Source organism: Paenibacillus sp. 01T442 (assembly GCF_056398345.1).
The window spans coordinates 1-18,556 of sequence record NZ_JBFTPF010000090.1 but is presented as its reverse complement, the minus strand read 5'-3'; the positions used below and the strand labels follow the sequence as shown (position 1 = coordinate 18,556).

Here is an 18,556-nt window from a genome sequence, read left to right as displayed (position 1 = left end):
TCCTTGGAGTTGACATTCTTATTTCGCGATGGGTACCCAAAGAAGTATCTGATGACGGTGGTATTAATCAAATGATTTTTGGTAATAGGGCCCTTTGGCATATTGCACTTATTTCATTTATCGTTTCTGTCTGTGAAGAGGTCCTATTCCGTGGTGCGATTCAACATGCCTGGGGGCCTTACTGGACTAGTATTTTATTTGCTGCAATCCATGTTCGCTATCTACAGCATTGGCTCATGACAGGGATGGTTTTTGGTATTAGCTATGGCTTAGGTTGGATTTACCTTCATACGGGAAGCCTATGGACACCAATAATTGCTCACTTTATGATTGATATGGTGATGGGTTGCATACTTCGGTTTAGCAAGGAGGAAGATCAAGGTTCATGAGTGCTGGAGAAAGAGTAGCTTCGCGTTCAAATCCTGGCGTGGAGGAGCAACAAGGGGATGATACCTATTTACCGCCGCGTAGAGCTGTACACCCTTCAGAGCAAGGCAAATGGACGAACCTTTTCTATATGACATTACTTTGGTTATTTATCGCTTTAGTTGTGAGTTTAACTGTTTGGGGGATCAAGTACTCAAATTCTTCGTTGTAACAAATAAAATGAGCCCTACGCTGCCACGAAACGAAACATTCGCGGCAGTATAGGGCTCTTATTTCATTCCTATCTCATTTCTAATTCAATGGTATTGGGATCAACAAACGTATAGCCTTTTTCCTCGAGCTTCGTGAGCATCGTATCAAGCGCAGCTACTGTCCATGGGAGCTCATGCATGAGGATATTGCTGCCGTTATGAAGCTGTTGCAACACATTCTCAATGATTTTATTCGAATCATTATTCTTATTCGTCATGTCMCAATCTAATGATCCGTTTGACCATGTCATGTAAAGCATTTTATTATTTTTAATTTTAGATTTCAAATAATCATTACCTGAGCCGAATGGAGGACGGAAAAATTGCGGGGACTGACCCGTAATTTCTTTCACAATTTGCTGAACATCGTCAACTTGCTTATCAATTTTGTCATTCGGCATATCTTTCAAATTGTCATGATCCCAGGCGTGATTACCGATGATATTGCCGCTTTCGTGAACAAGTTTTACGAGTTCTGGCTTTTGCTTAATGCGATAACCGTTCATGAAGAAGATGGCCTTCGCTTTATGTTTGTTCAGAATATCAATGAGAGATTGATTCATCGCTTGGTCTTTAGGTCCATCATCAAAGGTCAATAAAATGACTTTTTTATTACCATTGGGGTCGTTGGGCACGATATCATAGTTTTTATTCATGTGATAGGTCTTTTGTACTGCTTCTATTACAGGAGCAGTTGGTGTTGGTGAAGGTGTGGTTGTAGGAGCCGCAGTGGGAGTTGGAGATGCACTTGGGCCTGATGTCACTTGAACAACTGGCGCTACACTTATAGTTGCAGCAGGACTTGTTTCGGTTTGATTTGCACTGCAGGCAGCCAATAGAAGCATGACTGTTAGGATTAGTGTGCTTGCTTTCTTTTTCATATTCGTCTTCTCCTCAGATCCTTACATGGTTTACATTTTTGTCATCACTTATAGTACCACAATATAGATCACAATTCGCAGATGTCAATTCTCCTATGTTTTCCTTCTTCAGTTATGTATGTCCACTTCTAAACTCGCACAACCTAGAAAGGATTCATACTACTTATCATGGAGGGAGATCCAATGAAATTAGGAACATTTATGCTTGGTGGCATTGCAGGCGCGGCTGCTGTAATTTATCTCAATCGTAAAAGTAAATCCATGCTATTCTCAGCATTTAGCTCACCTAGTCAATCGATGGGCAATGTCATGGATAAGGCAAWAGAAACGTTCACAAGCAAATCTTTCGGAGAATCTACAGCCCGAAATTTCTCCTCGACGAGTACAAATGGCTTAAACAAAGTAGAGAAAATCGTCAAAGAAGACCCAAGTTTGAAGGCAACTGTCAATGAAATTCTGCAGGATAATAAAATAAGCAGCGCAACAATACAATAAAGATAAGCGCTCAGCACAGTCCGGCATACCCACGGGGCCGGCTGTGCTTTTTCTTTTTATACATAACTTAAGCGTGCAATTACAAAGATTTAGTGTTAACATGATAGGTGAAAACAATAGATGGATGCATGTCCATTTATGTATTAGTGGTTCACCTTTTTATTTTTCTAACATATTCTGATTGAAATAAGGTGACCATGCTTTCGATGCAAGCTTTCCAGTTGGAGAGCTCAAAGGAGGATCCTATCATGAAAATAGAACGCTTAAGTCAGGATAAGATACGGATTTTCCTAACATTCGATGACTTAACTGAACGTGGAATTCAAAAAGACGACATGTGGAGAGAAATTCCGAAAGTGCACGAGTTGTTTAGTGAGATGATGGATCAAGCCTATTCGGAGCTCGGATTTGACCCGTCCGGTCCGCTTGCTGTTGAGGTATTCGCCCTCCCAGCGCAGGGTATGGTTGTTATCGTTACTAGAGGCAAGCTTGATTTGTATGCGAGTTCTGATGCATATGATGATCATGAAGCTGAAGAAGTGTACGAAATGGAAGTTACGCTTGAACAAAGTGATCTGATCTCCTATGCTTTCCGTGATTTTGAAGATCTGCTGCGTGTATCCAAAGTAATTAATCCCCTTCTGATGGAAGGCGGTACCCTGTATTCGTATAAGGGGAAATATATTTTACAGCTAGAACCTGTAGAACTTGAAGAAACCAAGTATCAAGCTCTTATCGCTGTCTTATCTGAGTTCGGTGAAGCTTCTTCAGTGACCTTGGCTGTGCTTGAGGAATACGGGAAAACAATCATTGCAGATGATGCCGTTAAGGTGCTCTGCCGCCATTTCAAATAATTGGGACTCACGTCCTGATGCATAAGAATGAAACAAGCATCTCCCAAAAACAACCGTTTTTGAGGATGCTTGTTTTGTTTTCCATAATACGCAACTAAGGTCGTTTGTGTTACACGTAGAAATATCTAGACAGAACGACTATAATAGAAGCATGGAATTTCAAAATCAGAGGGGAGCTGGAACATGCATATTGTGCCTATTTTATTGGCAGCCATAGCGCCAGGTCTCTCATTGCTCGCCTACTTTTATCTGAAGGATCGGTACGAAACAGAACCTATCCATTTAGTGATACGGATGTTTCTCTTCGGTGTACTACTCGTTTATCCGACGATGGTGCTACAGAACGCATTTATCCAGGAGTTCGGCAATGGCACGATCATGACATCCTTTTTTCTCTCAGGAGGAATCGARGAGTTTCTGAAGTGGTTGTTACTGTATCACTTGATTTTCCGTCATGAAGCTTTCGWCGAACCCTACGACGGGATTGTGTATGCGGTAGCTGTCAGTCTTGGCTTTGCCACATTKGAGAATATTATTTACGCATTCTTGCATGCTTCTTCTTTCTCGGCATTGATGCTTCGTGCGCTTTTGCCAGTATCGGGACACGCTTTATTTGGTGTCATGATGGGGTATTACATGGGCAAGGCCAAATTCGTTCCTCATAAGCAAAATAGGTACTTATGGCTATCGCTGTTGCTGCCAATTGCGTGGCACGGTGCATTTGATTATATTTTGCTTATATTCAAAAACAGCTGGATTTGGATTATGATTCCCCTCATGACGTTTCTATGGTTACGGTCGATATGGCGTGTAGATCGTGCTAACGCACACTCGCCTTTACGCGTTGTGACTGTGGAAGAGAAGATTAAAATGGGGAGATTTGGGTCATAATGACTGTATATTTGTTGAACTCCATTACATGGAATGGGGATAGACCGGGAGGGCATACATGTCATTAACGACGCGCGTGAAAGTGAAGATCCGATGTCGGTTATGCGGTGAGAAGTTCGTATTGCGAGGCAAAAAGGAAAAAGACAAGATTGAAACTGGATTTCGGCAATGTATATGCAGTAATGAGCACGATTTTGAAATAGAAACCGAAAGTTAACGAAAGGCCATTCTTCCGAATAGGCCTTTTTTTGCATGTAGGAATGCTTTGATAAACTTTATGTCAATCTTGTATAAACCTGCCTCCACGCGTAAAAACTAATCGCAAGATTGGGTATGAAAGGAGCAGTTCTGTGTATAAAAGATTAAGTATCGTCATGTTTCCATTTCTATTGTTGGCTTTAATCGGGGCTTCTGTGTGGGGGTATTTGGAACACCAAGAAAAGAATACGATATTAATTAAGGCTGAGAATCAGTACCAACGCGCGTTTCATGACCTGTCCTTTCACATGGATAAGCTACATACGGAATTAGGCAACACGTTGGCGGTGAATGAAACCTCGGAACCATCCTACCGTAAAGGTTTGGTTAATGTTTGGCGTTTAACCAGTCAAGCACAGAGTGATATCACACAATTGCCTTTAATGCTGCTGCCTTTTAACAAAACGGAAGATTTCCTAGCGAATATGGCTAATTTCTCTTACCGCATGTCAGTTCGCGATATGACGAAACAGCCTTTAACCGAAGCGGAAATGAAAACGTTGAACACCTTGTATGCACATTCTGCTGATATAACGAAAGAAATTCGGGGTGTACAAAATAAAGTAATAGCAAATAATTTGCGATGGATGGATGTGGAGACGGCTCTCGCATCTGAAAATGAAATGCACGACAATGCGATTATCGATGGCTTTAAGATTGTGGATAAACAAGTAGGTGGATATGAGGAGTTGAACTGGGGGACAGGAAGCTTAAATGTGTTCTCCAAAAATGATGTTAAAATGCTGACGGGCAATGATATGACGGCAGATCAAGTGAAAAAGAAAGCTATTGATTTCCTTGGGGTTAAAGATTCGAGCGGCATCAAAGTTGTCGAGAACGGCGGAAGTGCACCAGAGTTTCAAAGTTATAGTGTTGTTATTCCAAGCAATGATGCTTCGAAAACGGACACGCAAATGGATTTCACCAAAAAAGGTGGTCATTTGATTTATTTTATGAAGTCTCGTGATGTTCCAACTGCGAAATTCAATCTTCGTCAAGCGAGAGACGTAGCGAATGAATTTCTGGATGGGCATGAGTACAAGGATTTAAGCGCAATTAGTTATGATCAATACCAGAATACAGCAACGATTCTGTTCGCAAAGAAAGAAAATAATGTCACCATTTATCCGGAACAAGTTACCGTTAAAGTTGCTTTAGATACCCTTGAAGTAACAGGGCTACAAGCGACCAATTATATTTATTCACAGAAGAAACGCAATATTGGCCAACCGAAAATTACGGTAGACCAAGCACGTAAGCAACTGAGTTCTAAAATGAAAGTTACAGGCGAATCGCTTGCGATTATCAAAAATGATCTGGACGAAGAAGTCCTCTGTCATGAATTTATCGGTACGATGAATAACAATATCTATCGTGTTTACGTAAATGCAGATGTGGGCATGGAAGAGAAAATAGAGACAATTCGCCAGGATCAAGCGGAAGTTGCAAAAGGAAAATCATAGGAGGAAGAGGCAGGATATCATCCTGCTTCTTTTTTTTCTATCTAAATGGTGAGGTCATGGTATAATTAATGTATATTACTTCGCGGAGGTGCGGAAATTGCTTCCTAAGGTCAACCAGATTTTACATATGCAAATGAACAGTATTGATGAAGAAGAGTCCAAAATCGAATATAAGTCTAGAATTGCGGATGTGACAGAGAGTGCAATTATCATTGAAATTCCTTTGAATGAAAAGACAGGACGATTAAAAAAACTTTATCAGGGTGATGAAATTAGTGCTCATTTCCTAGGTCAAGGCGGTGTGAAGCATTATTTCACAACAGAAGTTGTAGCTTTTACAGAGGATGTTATTCGCTTGATCGAACTGAGGCTTCCAGAGTTAAGCGCGATCACGCAAATACAACGTAGAAATTTCCTTCGCGTTTTAGCAGAATTAGAAATCGCCGTAAAGCTGAACGACCAGATCCAATTTATTGGATTGACCGATGATGTTGGCGGTGGAGGTATTTCATTTATATGTGATGGACATATTCCGATAGGCTTAAATGCAATCATTTCTTGTTGGGTACTTGCGCCATTCAAAAATGGATCGATCGAACATATTCCTTTTACAGGTGAAGTAGTTCGCGTGAAAGGAACGGAGACGGGTAAGCAATTAGTTATGATCCGATTTGCAGAGATCGCGGATAGAGAGCGGCAGAAACTGATTCGTTTTTGCTTTGAGAGACAAATGGATTTTCGTAAACGCTAGGGATTGAGACATAAACGCTAAGGGTATACTGCTATGCATATCGGATGCTAGCGGGAGTGTGATCTCATGTCCAAGGAGCAAGAAGCAGAACCATATGAACAGTTATTTTTGCGCTTTTCTGTGAAAGTAGAGAAGGTCATTATTAGAGCTGTAATTTTTGTTGTAATATTGCTAGTTTGTGTACAAGCATTACTGCAAAATGCGTATATACGCAAGCATTTCACACGTGTTGAGCCGCTCGAAGGGCAACCGTATATCGTACCGGAACATCCGCAAAAAGAACGCTCATAAGCGCATGAAATCAAGGCAGGATAGAACCCAAGTTTTGCATATGACCATGTTGTGTGATATAATTTCTAGTAATTAGCAGGCAAGTGCCTGCTTTTTTGTTCGTAAGGTACTGTGAAGTATTGTTAGGAGGAACAGCAGCTTGGATAAGTTCAATATTGCCATAGATGGTCCTGCTGGAGCCGGTAAAAGTACCATAGCACGGCTAGTTGCCGGTGCACTTGGTTTTATTTACGTGGATACAGGAGCCATGTATCKAGCAGTAACGTGGAAAGTACAGCAAGAAGGGCTGCTACCTGATCAAGAAACAGAAGTGGCTGCGTTAGCCAATCGCATGCAGATTGAGCTCATCCCTGGAGATGAAGGGCAACAGGTTATCGTAGATGGTGTTGATGTGACGAAAGCGATTCGTTCATTGGACGTAACGACACATGTTTCACAAATTGCCAGCTATGGCGCTGTACGTCATTTGTTAGTTGCACTACAGCAGCAAATGACTGTTTCCAAAGGCGTAGTCATGGACGGCCGTGACATTGGTACACATGTCATGCCAGATGCAGAGATTAAGGTTTTCTTAACTGCGAGTGTGAAGGAACGTGCTGAGCGCCGATTCAAGGAATTAGAAAACAGTGGTACCAATACACTGACTCTTTCCGAATTGGAGCAGGATATCGCACGTCGCGATCAATTCGATGAGGCTAGGAAAATTTCACCACTGCGTAGGGCGCATGATGCCGTGTTGATGGACAGTACATCAATGACGATCGAAGAAGTAGTGGACGAAATTCTTGGACTTTGCAAGGACAAAGTCGGAGGTGGCAAATAAAGATGCTATATCGCATCGGAAGAGCCTTATTTCGATTTATTTTCACCGTTTTTTTTCGAATGCGTGCTATCGGAATGGACAATGTTCCAACGCAAGGGGCAGTTGTTTTGTGTGGTAATCATACTAGCTTATTGGACCCACCATTCTTAGGTTCACCACTGCGCCGCAAGGTGCATTTCATGGCCAAGGCGGAGCTGTTTGATATACCAGTACTTGGGTCTATCATATCTAAAGTAGGCGCATTCCCAGTTAAACGCGGAGGCGTAAGCAGAGAGTCGATTCGCCTTGCTGTACAGCTGCTGCGTGACGGCAATATGCTTGGTGTTTTTCCTGAAGGATCTAGAAGCAATGCGGGTGGAATGGGGAAGAAAGGCGCTGCTAGTCTTGCATTGAAGTCGGGCGCGGCCGTTGTTCCGGTAGCCATCGTAGGTACCTATTCACTTTTCCGTCGTATGACGATCGTTTATGGTAAACCACTTGATATGAGCGCTTATGAAGGCGGTAGTTCAGAGGATCTGGAGCAGGCGACGGAAGCGATTATGAAAGAAATTCGCCGACTACATACAGTTACTAGTAAAGCATAAGCAGAAATGTATGGAATTGAAAGCTTGGAATTATACTAACCATAAAGTGATTTGAACTTATTATTGTGTTTGAAACAGAGTAGGAGCTTGACTGCTGCTTTGTGACTTATAAATTATTTTTGTTGGTTGTAAATAGAGGAGGCTAATCTCATGTCAGATGAAGTAAAAGTTGAAGATCAATCACAGGAAGCTCAAGAAACGGCCGTATCACAAGCAGAAGCAGAGCACGCGCTTAACAATGTTGCTGTGTTGAAGAAAGGCGCTACGGTAAAAGGCAAAATCGTTAAAGTAGACGCTGATCAAGCTTTCGTGGATATCGGTTACAAATACGATGGCGTCATCCCAGTTCGTGAGCTTTCTTCCGTAAGCTTGAATGATGCTGCGCAAGCAGTTGAGCTTGGTCAAGAAGTAGAATTGAAGATCGTTTCCATCAACGATGCAAAAGAAACGTTGGTATTGTCCAAACGTGTTGTTGACAACGAGAAAGCTTGGGAAACGCTGCAAGGGCAACTTGAGAGCAAAGAAATCATCGAAGCAGCTGTTGCTGAGGTTGTTAAAGGCGGATTAGTTGTGGATATTGGTGTACGTGGTTTCGTACCTGCTTCCATGGTTGAGCGTCAATTCGTTGAAGATTTCTCTTCCTACAAAGGCCGCACTTTGCGTCTTCGTGTGAAAGAAATTGATCGCGAGAAAAACAAAGTCATTCTTTCCMAAAAAGATATTTTGGATGAAGAGTTCGAAACAAACAAGAAGAAAATCATCGAAGGTCTTCAAGTTGGTCAAGTACTAGATGGTACTGTACAACGTTTGACACAATTCGGTGCATTTGTTGACATCGGTGGTATTGATGGACTTGTTCATATTTCTGAACTTGCTTGGCAGCATGTTGAACAAGCTTCTGATGTTGTTAAAGAAGGAGACAAAGTTAAGGTGCAAATCCTTAAATTGGATCCAGCCAATGACAAAATCAGCTTGAGCATCAAAGCTACGCAAGATGGTCCTTGGTCAAATGTTGAGCGTGATTTCAAAGCTGGTGATATCGTAACAGGTACAGTTAAACGTCTTGCAGCTTTCGGTGCATTCGTTGAAGTGGCACCAGGTGTTGAGGGTCTTGTTCACATTTCCCAAATCGCACACCGTCACATCGGTACTCCGCATGAAGTTTTGAAAGAAGGCCAAGAAGTTCAAGTGAAAATCTTGGAAATCAATCTTGCTGAGAAACGTGTTAGCTTAAGCATTAAAGATACAGAGGATGCTCCTGAAGCACCTGCTGGTGCAGCGGCTCCGTCATCAGCTGGCAAACCAGAAAGAGAAAGACAACCGCGCGGCGATCGTGATCGTGGTAACAGCGCTAGTCACCAAAAAGAAATTGCTGGTAACGAAAACGTATCCCTAAGCAATCAAGGTTTGTCCATGACTCTTGGTGAGCGTTTCGGAGATAAACTGGCTAAATTTAAAAAATAAATAGATCCAATTTCTAGGAGGGTACAGAAATGCGCATCTCACGCAAAATGGAGCATGTCCATTACGCGCTGGAGCTTGGTCAAACCCGTCAACAAGGGTTGGCGGATATCAAGCTTGTGCATAACTGTCTTCCTGAGACTTCGACGGATCATATTGCTTTAACAACAACAATCGGCGATCTCACTATGAGTTCGCCGATTTTAATTAATGCAATGACCGGCGGCGCTCATGAGACAGAGAGTATTAATCGCGAATTGGCCATACTCGCGAGGGAGAAAGGTTTGCCTATGGCTGTTGGCTCCCAGATGTCAGCTATTAAGAATAGCGAAGTGGCATCCAGTTACGAAGTGGTGCGACGCGAGAATCCGAATGGTATCATCTTCGCTAATTTGGGGAGTGAAGCCACAACAGATCAAGCATTGCGAGCTGTAGATATGATAGAAGCGAATGCGCTTCAAATCCATTTGAACGTTATGCAAGAGCTAATTATGCCAGAAGGTGATCGCAGCTTCGTAGGTATGCTTGGACGTATTGAAAACATTGTTCGTCTTACGCCCGTACCTGTCATTGTGAAAGAGGTTGGCTTTGGCATTTCGCGTGATAACGCGAAGCAATTGAGAGATATTGGCGTTCAGGTGCTCGATGTGGGGGGCTCAGGTGGGACGAATTTTGCTGCCATTGAAAATGCCAGACGACCTGCTGCATTAAATTGGCTGAATGATTGGGGTACACCGACAAGCATGACTTTATTAGAGGCCCTATCTGTTTATCCGTGGGGTTCTATTATTGCGTCAGGCGGCATTACAAATGCATTGGAAGCGGCGAAAGCACTTACCTTAGGCGCATCGGCAGTGGGCATGGCAGGCGCATTTCTGAAGGTATTGCGTATAGATGGTGTAGATGCACTTCACACATATGCAGAAGAGCTGCACCAAGGACTTATTTTAATTATGACAGCGTTAGGCGCTAATTCGATTCAAGCCCTTACGGGATGCCCAGTAGTCATCGTTGGAGATACCGCGGAATGGTGTCGAACGAGAGGTATTGACTTAACTTCATACGCAGAGCGAACTAATCAGAGTAAATAATCAAAATATTGCCATACTAAGGATCAGGCAGATCTCCCTTATTTGTATAGGGGGAGTCTGAAGATCCGCAAGCAAATCGATGAATTTGAAAGTCATCGGTAGCTAAGCAGGCTAGGTGGTTTGATTATGAATGCCGGTTATCTGTCGCTTATTCTCCTTTGCATCACGTTGATCTTGCTCGCTAGCGGCTGGAAGGAGCTGTACATCCGAAGTATATCGCATAAAGGCATGCTTCTTTTTTTTGCCTCTTGGCTGATCGGATCGCGAGTAACGCTGACGATACAACATGTACATATCCAGCTTGTCTATGTTGTTGTACTAACGATTGCCTTTAGTATTCTTTATGTCACACAAGGTTTTATACATAAGCTACATCTGCTTTCCATAGGACTTCTGATCGGTTCACTTCACTTTCTATTTCAACAACTGCTAGAAATGGACCCTATCCTTATCATTCGTAATTCAGAATGGCAGACTGCTCTGTTGATTGCCGTTGTAGCCGTAATCGTGCAGCGTAATGCATGGGAGCAAATTGCTGCCATTTCGATCGGATATCTGATCGGGGATATGTATCAAGCAGGTATTCATCTAGTAGATGGATTTCATCAACTGGGCATGGCCACGTTCCAAGATCAGTGGTGGCTGTCTATCTTTACAGCAAGGACGATAACGATTGTAATACAAGCTGCATATAGTGGTTGCCGAAACGTCGTGAGAAGCTGGTTAGACCGCAAGGGGGGCAACTAACGTAATGGATTTGGCGTGGTTACATTCACATCGTTATACCATCGGGATTGTCATTGGTGTTATTTTTGGTATTATATCGCGGATCAATATGCTTCGGACGGATTATCGGCAATATCCAACGTATCCACATGGCAAAATTATTCATGTCTCACTCGGTGTGATCGCTGCTGGTCTTGGAGCGGTTGCCGTTCCTGCGCTGTTGGAGAAAAACTACACGGCAGTCACGTTTCTTTCCTTGGCGGCACAACAATTTAGAGATGTACGCAATATGGAAAGACAGAGTTTAACGAAAGTGGATGAGTTAGAACTTGTACCCCGTGGAGCTGCCTATATCGAAGGGATTGCGATGGTTTTCGAAGGTCGTAATTATTTGGTCATTATGACAGCTTTCATGGCCTCCTTATTCAGTATATTAGGTGCTTGGTACTGGGGGATAGCTGCTGGAGTAATCTCGATTTGGCTCGCAAACTTTTTTAAATCAGGAAGCAAATTAGGGGATATCGCTGATATTGAACCCGCTGATATTCATATGGATGGGCCTGATGCTTCTGTTGGTTCTATATATATCATGAATGTTGGGCTTCAGGATTCACGTGAGAAAATAATGAAATACGGTCAAGGCTTTCTAATTAAGCCCAAAAATCGGAATGCACGTGTTACGATTTCTCATGTTGGCCAGAGGCAAGCCATTATGTATGATATGTCTACTTTGTTCGGCGTGTATCGTGATGAGGGAGAACCTTCTTTACGACCCATGGCTAAATTGGACCTGGACTCAGGGACGATAGGTTTGCTTTTGCTTTTGCAGGAAAATGACAAAGAGAAAACGCTCACTGCCCTCCATCGTGTACCTGTTCTTGAAAGTGCTGTGCGCATGCCTTCTGAAGCTGGAGTAAATAAAAAGTAGGAGGGGTAATGCCCTTATGTCGCAAATTCTCGCGATCGTGACATTGTCGAAAGACCGGATTGCTGGCGGTGCACCAATCTTTGTGGTTGAAAGTGAAGAGGAGTTGCAGAGAACCGCATTCTCTTTGGAGAAAATGTTAGACGCGAATGCCCATGATCTGAAAAATGGTACGATGATTCTGGTGAAACATTCCTGATTATCTGGAGAATGGGCGCATATTTGATGGAAGTCTCAAAAGAGATTAGCCAAGGCGCCTCTTTTTTGTTATGATGTAAGTTGCGTAATTTTCCATGTACGATCATGGAATCCGAAGGAGAGATGTAAATTGGCTAGACCCGTACTTGCAATTGTTGGCCGACCTAATGTCGGGAAATCCACCATTTTTAATCGAATCGTAGGMGATCGTATGGCGATCGTAGAAGATAAACCAGGTGTTACACGAGATCGTTTATATGGTGTTGGTGAATGGCTGAATACATCGTTTAGTGTCATTGATACTGGCGGTATTGAAATTGACGGCGAAGACGTAATCTTGAAATCTGTTCGTGTACAAGCTGAGCTTGCGATTGAAGAAGCGGATGTCATCGTGTTCATGGTTGACGCGAAGGCGGGTGTAACTCCATCGGATGAGGAAGTAGCGCAGCTATTGTTCCGTTCGAAGAAGCCAGTTGTCTTGGCAGTAAATAAAGTGGATAATTTGGCGCGTCAAGATGATATCTATGAATTCTATTCCCTTGGTTTCGGTGATCCTGTAGGGATTTCGGGTTCGCACGGAATTGGGATTGGCGATCTCCTTGAGGTTGTTTGTAATTTATTTCCGGACAAAACCGATGACGAGTATGGCGAAGAAGTTGTTAAATTCGCCTTGATTGGTCGTCCAAACGTTGGGAAATCGTCGATGACGAACGCGATTCTTGGTGAAGAGCGAGTTATTGTGAGCGACGTTGCAGGTACAACACGTGATGCGATCGATACACCGTTTGAGCGTGATGGACAGAAGTTCGTTATCATTGATACAGCTGGCATGCGAAAACGTGGCAAAGTTTATGAGAACACCGAGAAATACAGCGTAATGCGGGCAATGAAAGCTATTGAGCGAGCAGATGTGGTGCTGGTTGTAATCGACGGACAAGAAGGTATTATTGACCAAGATAAACATATTGCAGGCTATGCGCATGAAGCAGGAAAAGCGATTGTCATTGTCGTAAATAAATGGGATATCGTTGAGAAAGATGATAAGACAATGCAACATTTTACGACGACGATTCGCGATCATTTCTTGTTCTTGAGTTATGCACCGATCGTGTTTGTATCTGCGAAAACAACACAGAGGCTTCATAAACTGCTGCCTGTTATCGTACAAGTGGCTGAGAATCATGCCTTGCGCGTTCAAACGCATCTCCTGAATGATGTTGTTTCCGATGCGGTTGCATATAATCCGCCGCCAACGGACAAAGGGAAGCGTCTGCGCATTAATTATGTGACGCAAGTAGCCGTTAAGCCACCTGTGTTCGTACTCTTCGTGAATGAGCCAGAGCTTATGCATTTCTCGTACGAACGTTATTTAGATAACAAAATCCGTGCTGCATTTGGCTTTGAAGGAACGCCCATTCGCATCTTGAGCCGTAGAAAAACTTCGGACAAAGAATAGGAGATGTTGTACATTGGTTTCGATAATAACAATTGTAGTGGGCTATTTACTAGGATCCATCAGCTTTAGTTATTTATTCGGAAAATGGTTTAAGGGAATAGATATCCGCAAGCACGGTAGTGGGAACGCGGGGGCAACGAATACGCTCCGCGTTCTCGGGAAGGGGCCAGCAATCCTTGTCCTGCTGTTGGATGCCTTGAAAGGCGTCGTAGCTGTCTTACTAGGCGTGTGGGCTGCCCCGGGACCTGACGACATCTGGATTCGTGTTTTGTGTGGTTTAGCAGCCATTGTAGGGCATAATTGGCCAGTGTATTTCGGCTTTCGCGGTGGAAAAGGCATTGCGACCACCATTGGTGTCATGGCGACACTTTGTTTTGTCCCTACATTGATCGCAGGATTAACAGCAATCGTCATCATCGCTATCACACGATTCGTATCGCTGGGCTCCCTTATTCTTACAGCACTCTTACCTTTTCTAATTTGGGGGATGGACCGGCCGTTACCTGTATTGTGGATAAGCATTTTGCTATGTGCTTTTGCGTTCTTACGTCATCGGACGAATATTGTGAAGCTTATTCAAGGTAAAGAAAACAAGCTGGGCCAGAAAAGAGCCTAACGAAAAACAACTACGCGTAGGAGGGGAAACCGTGACACAAAAAGTATCGGTCCTTGTAGCTGGAAGTTGGKGGACGGCACTCGCCTCGGTATTGGCGGATAATGGGAAAGAAGTCCTTCTATGGTCTCGTAATGAAGAACAAGTGTTAGAAATTAATGAAAAGCACACAAATAGTCGTTTTCTCAAAGAAATATCGTTATCTCCTTCGATTATAGCGACCCATTCTTTGCAAGAAGCCGTGCAAGATGCGGATGCCATCATTATGGTGGTCCCATCTTCAGGCATGCGTGAGGTTGCTTCGCGAATGCGTCCATTTTTGAAGAAAAATACGCTTATCATTCATGCAACTAAGGGATTTGAAACAGGAACTCTCAAACGTATGACAGAGGTACTAGCGGATGAGCTCCCAGAGATGGATCCGAAGCGATTTGTGGTCCTTTCCGGACCCAGTCATGCGGAAGAAGTTATTTGCAAAATGCCGACAACAGTCGTTGTCGCTGCACAGGATTTACAAGCTGCTGAAGCTGCTCAAGACCTGCTTATTACGCGATATTTCCGTGTGTATACGAATCCGGATGTAACAGGTGTTGAGGTAGGTGGCGCACTGAAGAATATCATTGGACTTGGCGCAGGGCTAACAGACGGTTTAGATTTCGGTGATAATGCGAAAGCGGCACTTGTTACTCGAGGGCTCGCGGAAATCACGCGGTTAGGTACTGCAATGGGCGCTAATCCTCTTACCTTTGCTGGGTTAGCTGGAATTGGTGATTTGATCGCTACCTGTACAAGTAAACATAGTAGAAATTGGCGAGCAGGCAACAAATTGGCCAAAGGGATTCTATTAGAAGATGTGCTCAAGGAAATGGGAATGGTTGTTGAAGGCGTGAAAACGACGAAAGCAGCCTATGATCTGGCGAAACGCTTTGAGGTCACTATGCCGATTACGAATGAATTACATAATGTTTTATTTGAAGGGAAATCTCCACAGCTTGCAGCAGGTGATCTTATGGGACGTGTGCGGACACACGAAATGGAAGAATTACCGTTGACAAGATGAGAAAAGGCTGGAGATAGCCTACACCAGATCTTCTCCGCATTCATACTATACCCTATCAGGAATTCTCAATAGCTTAGGGTACAGGAGGCGGCACAATTGGCGAATAAAGATATGTCGAAGGACGTATTAAGTGTGGTCAAGAAGAAGACGGGCAAATCCGTAACAGCTAAAGATATCGAAAAAATTGCAAGTGGAGTGAAACCATCTACCATGCAGAGTGAAGTTCAATTAAGAGCTCTCATAAAACAGGTTTCTGGATTAGTGAATGTCAAGGTGTCTGAAGAAACGATTAATGATATCATTCAAGCCGTTAAAAGCAGTAAACTTGATACCAATAACATGCAGCAATTAATGAGCATGATGCTGGGTAAGAAATAGAAGCATGAAGGGGTTCATCCCCTTTATGCTTTTTTCTCATTCTGTGCTATACTTACATGTGTTTCATTTTCACGATTTTTACATAAGGAGTTTATCATATGTCACCTTTAGACAAAATGTGGGCATCATTTGTGGCCATGGGACTGATGGTTGTTGCGTCATTCCTGATCTCGTATGCACGTACAAGAACATCTGGCGTATGGCGCGGAGTGTTGTCATTCATTGCTTTTTTAATGTTTATTCCTATCTTACTTTTTATGTTATCTTCTTTGTTTTAACCAACCGGAGGGGAAATCATCATGTTAGAACTGAAAACACGCAAAACGCAAATAAAACTAACGCCCGAGACGGGATTAACCATTCTGGATCATGCTTTGAAGGCAGATGTGGATTGGGGATTTTCATGTACACGAGGAACCTGCGCGAGATGTCGCTGTTACGTTGCTGAGGGTCGTGAGCTGCTCGCAGAGGCTTCCGAAGCAGAAGAAGATCGACTAGAGCCAGAGGAGCTTGCACAGGGCTACCGTCTAGCATGTCAATGCGTAGTAAAGCAAGTAGGAACGATTTCCGTTACGCACAAGCCTTATTTTTAAAAATTACTGCCTGAAAGGTGTGGGCATGATGAAACTGCTGGAGCCACTACTCCCGTCGATTTCGACTATTCATACTCGGTTACAGCAAGCCCATAACGTGCAATGGCTAATTGGCGGAAGCTGTGGCTTACTCATGCATAACGTCGATATTGGAAGAACTCCCAGAGATTTGGATATTTATATCGATCTGGAGGATGTTCACACGGTACATCAGTTGCTGCAGCCTTACGCGATGGATAACCCAGAATTTAGTGAAACACCTATATATGCTTCGATGCTGAGTCATTATCGGATTGATGGACATATCGTTGAGGTTGTTGGTGATTTTAAAGTAAAGGCACTGGGATCTTTGTATCAAGTTGAAGTCAATTACTTGTCTGAGAACTATTATAGTCCTGCCTCCATTGATACGTGGGCGGTTCCAGTGATGCCTTTAGCACATGAGTTTCTCTTTAATGTACTTAGAAATCGGCCTGATCGCTATGAACCGATTCTCAGAATGATGCAAGATCATCCCGACAAACATATGCAGGCTTTGAATGATTTAATGAACCGTAATCAGTGGGGTCATGAATTTCATGTAAAAATGAACGAATTGCTAGATTGGAACCGGTGACGCTTATGAGTGTGTTTGATGTTCATTTTTGGCCAGATAATAAAAAAATTAAAGTAAGACCCGGCACAACATTGTTGGACGCAGGTAACAAAGCCAAAGTTCATATTAGAACTCGTTGCGGAGYAAAGGCCGCTTGTTTAATGTGTAAAGTAAAGGTAGGCGACCAAAGTGGTCTAGCCCCTCTGAATACGAATGAACGGTTAAAACTTGGCTCCCTAGCTGATGAGGGGGTTCGTCTTGCATGCCAAGCGCGAGTAACTGGTAATGTGGAAGTAAACATACCGGAGGATCCCTTAAAGGCAGCAATTCGAGCACAGCTAGCTAGACAAGCGGAGGATGACGATTTCATTTAGACAAGATAGGATGGTTGAATAGTGAAAATAAAACGACAACGAACCCAAGGTCGAAGCTCGCTTCTGGCACTTATCTTGGTTATTTTGCTTACAGGCTGCGCATATCCACAAGAGCYACGGAAAGAGAATCAAATTAATCCTGCCGAATTTATTACTGTGGTGCAACAAGCTGTAGATAGCTATCATGAAAAAACAGGCGTACTTCCCATTAAGAATAGCGAGATGACGACACCACTCTATGAGAAGTATGTGATCGATTTTCCTAAACTAAAAAAAACGAATCTGCTCAGTACGGTCCCAGCGAACGCATTTGAAAGCGGTGGTGTCTTCATCTACGTACTGGTTGATGCCGAAACGAAGCCTACTGTGAAGCTAATGGATCTGTCTGCCTATCAAAGTGTGGAAGATGTGCAGAAGAAAGTGAATGATTACATAACGAAGCATGGTGGCAATATGCCGCAAGGGGTCGCCATGAATGAAGCCTTTGCCTATGTAGATTTCAAGTTGATAGGGATGAAAGAACCTGATATTAAATCCGTGTATAATCGAAAAAATGCCATTACGTACATTCTAAATAAGCAAACGGGAGAAGTATCCATTGATTATGCGATGGATATCAACACGTTCATTAAGAATAATACTTTAGAAAGTTCCTTGAAACCGGATCAGGATTTGAGGCAGATTCTCGTAGAGAAATCCTACTTCGTGCCGATTCGTAGCGTTTCCTATGCTTGGAAAGATAATCAACCTATGCCTCAGAATTGAATTTAAGCAAACCTCTTACCCATGTGTAAGAGGTTTTTTTGTCTTTATAGAATAAGCGGAACCGACTGATCATATATTCTTTCGAAAGCCGTATGTGCTTCATAAAATATGAGCGAAAAAAAGTTGGAACGCATCTATCATATTTCTATCGAAAGTACATATATTTTTACTAGTCCAAATGAATGTACGAGTAGTCAATTGTTACCGTCACTAGCGTCAGTTGACGACCAAACTGTAGGAGGGATTCTCTTGGAGAAAGTGGATATCTTTAAGGACATTGCAGAACGAACGGGAGGGGACATTTACCTGGGGGTTGTCGGCGCAGTCCGGACAGGGAAATCAACCTTTATTAAGCGTTTTGTGGAATCTGTAGTGCTTCCGAACATTCAAAG

Annotated in this window: 26 protein-coding genes and 1 pseudogene; 26 read left to right on the top strand and 1 reads right to left on the bottom strand. The window is 43.1% G+C overall.

Annotation, left to right across the window (positions count from 1 at the left end):
• Together AC1DLM_RS31195 and AC1DLM_RS31190 are read left to right on the top strand one after the other, a co-directional pair.
• A partial coding sequence (locus tag AC1DLM_RS31195) for a lysostaphin resistance A-like protein (RefSeq protein WP_477572142.1) occupies positions 1–389 on the top strand: 389 nt, incomplete at its 5' end.
• Positions 386–598, top strand: coding sequence for a hypothetical protein (locus AC1DLM_RS31190; protein WP_441986798.1), 213 nt, complete (start codon positions 386–388; stop codon positions 596–598). The genes AC1DLM_RS31195 and AC1DLM_RS31190, both read left to right, overlap by 4 nt.
• Before the next feature lie 69 nt (positions 599–667).
• Here AC1DLM_RS31190 and AC1DLM_RS31185 read toward each other — a convergent pair whose 3' ends face one another.
• Complete coding sequence (locus AC1DLM_RS31185; RefSeq protein WP_477572141.1) at positions 668–1,519, bottom strand: polysaccharide deacetylase family protein; 852 nt, start codon at positions 1,517–1,519, stop codon at positions 668–670.
• Positions 1,520–1,702: 183 nt separating this feature from the next.
• Here AC1DLM_RS31185 and AC1DLM_RS31180 point away from each other — a divergent pair, with 183 nt between their 5' ends.
• The 24 genes and pseudogenes from AC1DLM_RS31180 to AC1DLM_RS31065 form a co-directional block, all read left to right on the top strand.
• A complete protein-coding gene (locus AC1DLM_RS31180; RefSeq protein WP_477572140.1) occupies positions 1,703–2,014 on the top strand; it encodes a hypothetical protein in 312 nt (103 codons plus the stop codon).
• Positions 2,015–2,262: 248 nt separating this feature from the next.
• Positions 2,263–2,868 (top strand): genetic competence negative regulator, encoded by a 606-nt coding sequence (locus tag AC1DLM_RS31175; protein ID WP_171628842.1) that lies wholly within the window; start codon positions 2,263–2,265, stop codon positions 2,866–2,868.
• 183 nt (positions 2,869–3,051) lie between these two features.
• Positions 3,052–3,759 carry a glutamic-type intramembrane protease PrsW gene (prsW, locus tag AC1DLM_RS31170; protein ID WP_477572139.1) on the top strand — a complete coding sequence of 236 codons (708 nt, stop codon included), beginning with the start codon at positions 3,052–3,054 and terminating at the stop codon, positions 3,757–3,759.
• Positions 3,760–3,817: 58 nt separating this feature from the next.
• Complete coding sequence (locus AC1DLM_RS31165) at positions 3,818–3,976, top strand: hypothetical protein (protein ID WP_164483569.1); 159 nt, start codon at positions 3,818–3,820, stop codon at positions 3,974–3,976.
• A gap of 133 nt (positions 3,977–4,109) precedes the next feature.
• Positions 4,110–5,480 (top strand): germination protein YpeB, encoded by a 1,371-nt coding sequence (ypeB, locus tag AC1DLM_RS31160; protein WP_441986793.1) that lies wholly within the window; start codon positions 4,110–4,112, stop codon positions 5,478–5,480.
• Positions 5,481–5,577: 97 nt separating this feature from the next.
• On the top strand, positions 5,578–6,231 hold the full coding sequence (locus AC1DLM_RS31155; protein WP_441986792.1) for a flagellar brake protein: 654 nt from the start codon (positions 5,578–5,580) through the stop codon (positions 6,229–6,231).
• Positions 6,232–6,297: 66 nt separating this feature from the next.
• Positions 6,298–6,522 carry a hypothetical protein gene (locus AC1DLM_RS31150; RefSeq protein ID WP_441986791.1) on the top strand — a complete coding sequence of 75 codons (225 nt, stop codon included), beginning with the start codon at positions 6,298–6,300 and terminating at the stop codon, positions 6,520–6,522.
• Between the two features lie 139 nt (positions 6,523–6,661).
• Positions 6,662–7,345, top strand: coding sequence for a (d)CMP kinase (cmk, locus tag AC1DLM_RS31145; RefSeq protein WP_477572138.1), 684 nt, complete (start codon positions 6,662–6,664; stop codon positions 7,343–7,345).
• 2 nt (positions 7,346–7,347) lie between these two features.
• Positions 7,348–7,929 (top strand): lysophospholipid acyltransferase family protein, encoded by a 582-nt coding sequence (locus tag AC1DLM_RS31140; RefSeq protein WP_441986789.1) that lies wholly within the window; start codon positions 7,348–7,350, stop codon positions 7,927–7,929.
• 150 nt (positions 7,930–8,079) lie between these two features.
• A complete protein-coding gene (gene rpsA / locus AC1DLM_RS31135) occupies positions 8,080–9,393 on the top strand; it encodes a 30S ribosomal protein S1 (protein WP_477572137.1) in 1,314 nt (437 codons plus the stop codon).
• A 29-nt stretch (positions 9,394–9,422) separates the two neighbouring features.
• Complete coding sequence (gene fni, locus AC1DLM_RS31130) at positions 9,423–10,481, top strand: type 2 isopentenyl-diphosphate Delta-isomerase (RefSeq protein WP_477572136.1); 1,059 nt, start codon at positions 9,423–9,425, stop codon at positions 10,479–10,481.
• Positions 10,482–10,607: 126 nt separating this feature from the next.
• On the top strand, positions 10,608–11,228 hold the full coding sequence (locus AC1DLM_RS31125) for a YphA family membrane protein (protein ID WP_441986786.1): 621 nt from the start codon (positions 10,608–10,610) through the stop codon (positions 11,226–11,228).
• 4 nt (positions 11,229–11,232) lie between these two features.
• Complete coding sequence (locus AC1DLM_RS31120; protein WP_441986785.1) at positions 11,233–12,135, top strand: YIEGIA family protein; 903 nt, start codon at positions 11,233–11,235, stop codon at positions 12,133–12,135.
• A gap of 16 nt (positions 12,136–12,151) precedes the next feature.
• Positions 12,152–12,331: a capping complex subunit for YIEGIA gene (locus tag AC1DLM_RS31115; RefSeq protein ID WP_441986784.1), complete on the top strand. Its 180-nt coding sequence runs from the start codon at positions 12,152–12,154 to the stop codon at positions 12,329–12,331.
• Between the two features lie 129 nt (positions 12,332–12,460).
• Positions 12,461–13,786, top strand: a complete 1,326-nt coding sequence (der, locus tag AC1DLM_RS31110) for a ribosome biogenesis GTPase Der (RefSeq protein WP_068670360.1) — start codon at positions 12,461–12,463, stop codon at positions 13,784–13,786.
• A 13-nt stretch (positions 13,787–13,799) separates the two neighbouring features.
• On the top strand, positions 13,800–14,402 hold the full coding sequence (gene plsY / locus AC1DLM_RS31105) for a glycerol-3-phosphate 1-O-acyltransferase PlsY (protein ID WP_477572135.1): 603 nt from the start codon (positions 13,800–13,802) through the stop codon (positions 14,400–14,402).
• Positions 14,403–14,433: 31 nt separating this feature from the next.
• Positions 14,434–15,459: an NAD(P)H-dependent glycerol-3-phosphate dehydrogenase gene (locus tag AC1DLM_RS31100; RefSeq protein ID WP_477572134.1), complete on the top strand. Its 1,026-nt coding sequence runs from the start codon at positions 14,434–14,436 to the stop codon at positions 15,457–15,459.
• A 111-nt stretch (positions 15,460–15,570) separates the two neighbouring features.
• Entirely contained in the window at positions 15,571–15,837 is a 267-nt protein-coding gene (locus AC1DLM_RS31095; RefSeq protein WP_441987048.1) for a stage VI sporulation protein F, read from the top strand.
• A 98-nt stretch (positions 15,838–15,935) separates the two neighbouring features.
• On the top strand, positions 15,936–16,115 hold the full coding sequence (locus AC1DLM_RS31090) for a DUF2768 family protein (protein ID WP_056614420.1): 180 nt from the start codon (positions 15,936–15,938) through the stop codon (positions 16,113–16,115).
• 21 nt (positions 16,116–16,136) lie between these two features.
• Positions 16,137–16,430, top strand: coding sequence for a 2Fe-2S iron-sulfur cluster-binding protein (locus AC1DLM_RS31085; protein WP_056614418.1), 294 nt, complete (start codon positions 16,137–16,139; stop codon positions 16,428–16,430).
• A 25-nt stretch (positions 16,431–16,455) separates the two neighbouring features.
• Complete coding sequence (locus tag AC1DLM_RS31080; protein WP_441986781.1) at positions 16,456–17,046, top strand: nucleotidyltransferase domain-containing protein; 591 nt, start codon at positions 16,456–16,458, stop codon at positions 17,044–17,046.
• 5 nt (positions 17,047–17,051) lie between these two features.
• Positions 17,052–17,399: a 2Fe-2S iron-sulfur cluster-binding protein gene (locus tag AC1DLM_RS31075; RefSeq protein ID WP_477572133.1), complete on the top strand. Its 348-nt coding sequence runs from the start codon at positions 17,052–17,054 to the stop codon at positions 17,397–17,399.
• 21 nt (positions 17,400–17,420) lie between these two features.
• Positions 17,421–18,164 carry a hypothetical protein gene (locus AC1DLM_RS31070; protein WP_477572132.1) on the top strand — a complete coding sequence of 248 codons (744 nt, stop codon included), beginning with the start codon at positions 17,421–17,423 and terminating at the stop codon, positions 18,162–18,164.
• A 249-nt stretch (positions 18,165–18,413) separates the two neighbouring features.
• Positions 18,414–18,556, top strand: a pseudogene (locus tag AC1DLM_RS31065) (stage IV sporulation protein A); the annotation flags it as partial.